This is a genomic window from Methylobacterium sp. GC_Met_2 (assembly GCF_026540795.1).
Lineage (GTDB): Bacteria > Pseudomonadota > Alphaproteobacteria > Rhizobiales > Beijerinckiaceae > Methylobacterium.
Map to the genome: position 1 here is coordinate 1 of NZ_JALNUM010000199.1, position 5,337 is coordinate 5,337.

At 65.3% G+C, this 5,337-nt stretch carries 6 protein-coding genes and 1 tRNA gene; 6 read left to right on the top strand and 1 reads right to left on the bottom strand.

Features of this window, described 5'->3' with window-relative positions:
- Nucleotides 1-793 precede the first annotated feature (793 nt).
- Nucleotides 794-907, bottom strand: a tRNA-Arg gene (locus OXS49_RS32375).
- 100 nt (nucleotides 908-1,007) lie between these two features.
- Between OXS49_RS32375 and OXS49_RS32380 the strand changes: the two genes are divergently transcribed.
- The 6 genes from OXS49_RS32380 to OXS49_RS32405 all read left to right on the top strand — a co-directional run.
- Nucleotides 1,008-2,264, top strand: coding sequence for a site-specific integrase (locus OXS49_RS32380; protein WP_267428622.1), 1,257 nt, complete (start codon nucleotides 1,008-1,010; stop codon nucleotides 2,262-2,264).
- Nucleotides 2,257-3,093, top strand: coding sequence for a hypothetical protein (locus tag OXS49_RS32385; RefSeq protein WP_267428623.1), 837 nt, complete (start codon nucleotides 2,257-2,259; stop codon nucleotides 3,091-3,093). The genes OXS49_RS32380 and OXS49_RS32385 overlap by 8 nt, the downstream gene beginning before the upstream one ends.
- 175 nt (nucleotides 3,094-3,268) lie before the next feature.
- Nucleotides 3,269-3,478 carry a DNA-binding protein gene (locus tag OXS49_RS32390; RefSeq protein WP_267428624.1) on the top strand — a complete coding sequence of 70 codons (210 nt, stop codon included), beginning with the start codon at nucleotides 3,269-3,271 and terminating at the stop codon, nucleotides 3,476-3,478.
- Nucleotides 3,479-3,681: 203 nt separating this feature from the next.
- Entirely contained in the window at nucleotides 3,682-3,978 is a 297-nt protein-coding gene (locus tag OXS49_RS32395; protein WP_267428625.1) for a hypothetical protein, read from the top strand.
- Nucleotides 3,975-4,265, top strand: coding sequence for a hypothetical protein (locus OXS49_RS32400; protein WP_267428626.1), 291 nt, complete (start codon nucleotides 3,975-3,977; stop codon nucleotides 4,263-4,265). Before OXS49_RS32395 ends, OXS49_RS32400 begins: the two co-directional genes overlap by 4 nt.
- Nucleotides 4,258-5,337, top strand: a 1,080-nt coding sequence (locus tag OXS49_RS32405) for a phage/plasmid primase, P4 family (RefSeq protein ID WP_267428627.1), incomplete at its 3' end; no start/stop codon positions are given. The genes OXS49_RS32400 and OXS49_RS32405, both read left to right, overlap by 8 nt.

Here is a 5,337-nt window from a genome sequence, read left to right on the forward strand (position 1 = left end):
TTGGCCTTCGGACGGCACGCCTCGACCGGCGGCTCCAACTCAGACCATTGCGCGTCGCTCAGCTTCATCCCTCCTGTCTTGGAAAGAGGAAAACGCAAGCCCCGCCAGTCCGTTCAGGCGACGACAGGCCCTAATGGTGCGGACGCCAGCCGAGACCAGCCTGCGAGTTCGCCGGAACCTGCTGCGGGATCGTAACCGCCTGGCACACCGAGAGCGGCGGGCTCGCAAGAAGACAGAGACAGTCCTGGTGCCGATGACCGAGTTTATCGGCCGGAACGCGGTCATGTCGGCTGATCAGGTTGGCGCCCGCGCCGCCCTACTCAAGGCCCAGGAAACCGCCAGACAGGCCCAGGCCGCTGCCGTGAAGGCTGAGCAACAGGCACAACCGGACGCGGCTCGTGCAGTTCTATAACACGCCTCCAACGGTGAGCTGTCCGAGATGCAGCGCTCGGCTGGCCAGTTCGACGGGCGGCGGCCCGCCGAGATCGTCGGGGAGGTTCTGCGCCAGCGGCAGCGCACCGGGTGCGTACCAGCCTCACAGAACGCTCATGAGGCCTCTCCGGCCGAGAAGGCCCAGCCCGCCAAGTCCGCTGAACTCCGCCAGCGGGACAGAGAACGAAGCCTGGCGGCACTCCACCTGGCCGGGCGCATCGAGCGTGCCCGGTACGATCGCGGAACGGAAGGAATTAGGCCGCTGGTAAGCAGGCTCTCGAACTTGCTTATCATACGCCTACCAAGACGATTCTCTGGTAAGCAGCGGAATAGTCTCTTCCCGCTAAGTGCTTGAGATTAGTGGCGCGCCCGAAAGGATTCGAACCTCTGACCCCCAGATTCGTAGTCTGGTAGACGGGAATAACAGTCCCAAACATTCTGGATCAGATTTTCGACCACAAGGCACTGTCTTCGCTTGGCTTTCCGGCCAGATACACCCACAATGGCTAACAGCCGCGAACGGTCCTTAACGGGCAATTTGCGATACCCTGCTGTTACCCGAGGGGAAAAGTCTGGTGGTCGCGAAGGTCCTGACCATGCAGAGTGTCGAACGCCATAAGCCGCAGCCCGCGGGCCGGCTTGAAATCCCCGATGCCGCCCTCCCCGGCTTCTACCTCGTCGTGCAGCCGAGCGGCGCGAAGTCGTGGGCGGTGCGCTACCGATTCGGCGGCAAGACCCGGAAGTTCACGATCGGCCCGTATCCGCTATTCGACCTGTCGGCAGCGCGTGCGGCCGCCCGGGAGGCGCTGCAGATGGCAGCCCGCGGCCGGGACCCGATCCTTGAGAAGAAGGCCGCCGTCGAGGCCGCACAGGCCGCCGAGCGCGACACCGTGCGGGCTGTCTCGGCCGAGTACGTCGAGCGGCACCTCAAGCCGAACAGCAAGCCCCGATACGCCGCAGAGGCCGAGGCGCTGCTACGCAACCACGTCGTCGCGCGCTGGGGCGACCGGCGCATCGGCGAGATCACCCGCAAGGACGCCATCGCCCTCACGGACGCGCTCACGGATGCCGGCATGGGTGTCGGGGCCAACCGCGTGTTCTCGGCGGCCCGTGCCCTTTTCAACTGGGCCCTGGAGCGTGAGGTCATTGAGACGACCCCGTTCCTGCGGCTCAAGCCGCCGCTGTCCGAGCAGAGTCGTGAGCGCGTGCTGAGCGACGCCGAGGTGCGTCTCGTGTGGCTGGCTGCCGAGAAGGTTGGCTACCCGTTCGGCACGCTCGTTCAGTTCCTGCTGCTGACCGCCCAGCGCCGCGACGAGGTCGCCCGGATGACGTGGTCCGAGGTCGATGCGGACGGGCTGTGGACGTTGCCGGCGGCGCGGACGAAGAACAGCCGCGAGCACTTGGTGCCCCTCCCCTTCTCCGCATGCGAGATCCTAGCGACCGCCCCGCGCATTGCCGGCCGGGCCGGCTTCGTGCTGACCACCGACGGCGCCACCGCATCGAGCAACTTCGCGAAGAACAAGACGAAACTCGACGCCGCCATGCTGGCGATCGCTCGACAGGAGGCGGTCGAGGCCGGGCGCGATCCTGATGGTGTCGAACTCGCATCGTGGCGGCTGCACGACCTGCGCCGGACCGCGGCGACCGTCATGTCCCGCCTGCGCCAGCCGATTCACGTCACCGAGGCCATCCTGAACCACGCCTCGGGCGCTGTGAGCGGAGTGGCCGGCATCTACAACCGTCACCAGTACTTCGACGAGAAGCGGGCCGCGTTGGAGGCTTGGGCGGCGCACGTCGAGGCGATCGTCGGCAAGGAGCCCGCTCATGGATGAGGCCTGGAAGAAGGCGCGGCTCGACGAACTTTGGGATTCGTACCTGCCGACGTCAGCCGATGAAGGTGCCAACGAGTCTCGATCCATCCGAGCAATCGAAGCGATAGCCTCCGCACGCGGAGACTGGGAGGCGGCCAGGGCGCAGCATGACATCGTTGGCGCCATAGTGGCTACGAGCCGCGCAAGGATGCTCTGGCAGCTGCTCTCTATCGAGATTGGGGGCTGGATTGCGGAGGACGATGTGGGGAACACGGCTCTGGAGCGAGCGTCGCTCTTGGGTTCGCGCTTTGAGTTGAAGGGCAATCTCACCAGCCATTCAGAGGCCGGCCCGCATCCTCATCGGCCCGCCGTCGACCCTGTGCCCGTGCTGCTGCCGCGCTGGGTGCTGACCGAGCTGCGGACCGCCCTCGCGGCGCTGGATGAGGGCGAGACCCACGACATCGTCCGCCCGATCGCCACCGGTCGCCACGGCAACGCATGGTCTCAGGATCAGATGCGGGCTGGCGCCTTGGAGCATGTCGCCTTCCTTCATGGGCAAGGTCAAACGAAGAAGATTGCACAGCAACGCGTAGCTGCGCAGATGAATGTTCCCGCGACCACGCTCCGTGACTGGGAAAGGGACATACTTCTCAGAGGCGGATGCGAAGCAGCATTCGAGGCCGGTAAGCTAAAGATCATCTTTGACGATAACCCAAACTACGCTGAAGGCGACGGAAAATCTGTAGATAGCAGCGCGCTGGCGCGACTGGTTCAGTTTAGATCTGGGCCTTCGCTCGCAGATTTCGGCAAGGCATACCGTGAGAAATTCGGCGACCGGCACAACCCCTGAACCGTGTGTGGGCAACTGACCCACAGAAGCCCACACAATCATGCGGGCAAGTAATAGGCAGTAGACCACACAAACGTGTGGGCAACTGACCCCCAATCATCAGCGTAGACGGAAGTATCCGTTCGAAGCACATTGCTTTCGAGCGCGAGAGTTCATGCGCGTTTGGAGGTGTTCGATGAGAGATCGACAGAAGATCTACCTCACAGGCTCGCAGGTGCGGCGGCGCTATGGGGGCGTCTCGCAGATGGCTCTCTGGCGCTGGGTCCATGAGGGCAAAGTCGACTTTCCCAAGCCGGACATGGTCCTGAATGGCCGCCATCTCTGGGAAGAGAGCACGCTCGACGCCTTCGACGCGCGGCAGGCTACCAAGATGGAGGCCGCCTAAGCCATGAAGCAGAAAACCCGCGCACAGCGCGGGCTGCGGCGGGTCTCCAAAAATGTCTACTGCCAGGTGGACACTCCGAGAGTTACGCCAGCCCAGGCGCTTCGACAAGACTATATCGCCACCCGGTTCGGATTGACGCCGTCTATCGCTGGCGTCGTGGCCGAGTTGGCTTTCCCCGCCGTCGACAGCTGGCGGGGTGCACGATGATCCCCGCCGCCGACGCCTGGGGGCCGTTCGCGCCCACCATCACAGCCAGCGAACGCATCGCCCGCCTCCGCTGTCTGACGGCGATCGCACACCTGTCGTGCGGCCCGCGGAGCGTCGAGCTCGTCGCCGCGCTTCGGGAAGCAGAGGCAGACGCAGCCACCCTGCCCGATGCCCTGGCGTCTCTGAATCAGCTGGCGCCGCTGGACCGGCGCCGGATCTGGGCGAGCTACGCCGCGATCACCGCACCAACCCGGCCACGCCACTGCACCCCGAACGTGGAGGATCATGCATGAGCGAGCCTCCCTACTACGGCACGGCCGCGCCGCTGCGTGACTTCGTGGCCGAGTGCCTGACGCAGGTCCAGTTCTACGCCAGCATGGGCGTCGACTACGCCGCGGCCAAGGACGATGCCGGCTTGGTCTACTCGACCCGCCGGGCGGTCGCGGCCCTCAAGCACGGCGTAGCGATCCTCAAGATGCTTGAGGAGAAGAACGCCGCGGATCTGCAGGCGCGGCAGTTTGCGAAGGCTGAGCGCGATGGCGCTGACGCCGCGCTGAACATGCGAGGGCGCGATGGATAGGCGCGATCCCTTCGACGAGATGGAGGAGGCGTTGGGGCCCGAGCGGCACCATCCCTTCTACCATGACGGTGGACCGACAGCTGCCGGTCCCGCACCTGAGGTGAAGGCCAAGCGTCCGCGCAAGAGGGCGGACGACAACGGCGACCTGCTGACCGAGGATTGGGCGGCTCGGCAGTTTGCCGAGCGGCACGTCGGCAGGCTGCTGTTCTGTCACGACACCGGCAAATGGTACGTCTGGACTGGCGCGGCTTGGGCGCCGAACCGCAGCGGCATCGCCTTTCAATGGGCGCGTGAGCTCGCCCGGGAGATGTCGGTTCGGGAGGCGGACAAGACGCGCTTCATCGCCAGCAAGACGAGCTTCGCGGCGGGCGTCGAGCGCTTCGCCCGGGTCGACCCGGCGTTTGCAGTGACGATCGAGGGCTGGGACGCCGATCCGTGGCTGCTCGCGACGCCCGGCGGTACGGTCGACCTACGGTCTGGTGAGTTGCGTGAGGCGATTCCAGCGCAGCGGGTGACTAAGCTAGCCGCAGTGGCGCCGGCTGAGGCGCCCGATTGTCCGAAATGGCTACGCTTCCTCGACGAAGTCACTCAGGGCGATGCCGGTTACATTCGCTTCCTGCGGCAGTGGGCTGGCTACTGCCTGACGGGTGACACGAGTGAACAGGCGCTGTGCTTCGCCTACGGTGGCGGTGGCAACGGCAAGGGGGTGTTCATCCACGTTCTGGCCGGCATCCTGAACGACTACGCCCTCAACGCCGCGATGGAGGTGTTCACGGCGTCGAAGCATGACCGCCACCCAACGGAAATCGCGGCGTTGCGCGGTGCGCGCCTGGTCACTGCCTCGGAGACCGAGCAGGGACGAAAATGGGCCGAGGCCAGGATCAAGCAGCTCACCGGTGGCGACGTCATGCGCGCCCGGTTCATGCGCCAGGACGAGTTCGAGTTCACACCCGTCCTGAAGCTGCTCATCATCGGCAACAACAAGCCCGGCCTGTCGAGCGTGGACGACGCCGCTCGGCGCCGGTTCAATCTGCTGCCGTTCCTGTTCAAGCCCGCGGTCCCGGATCCGCAG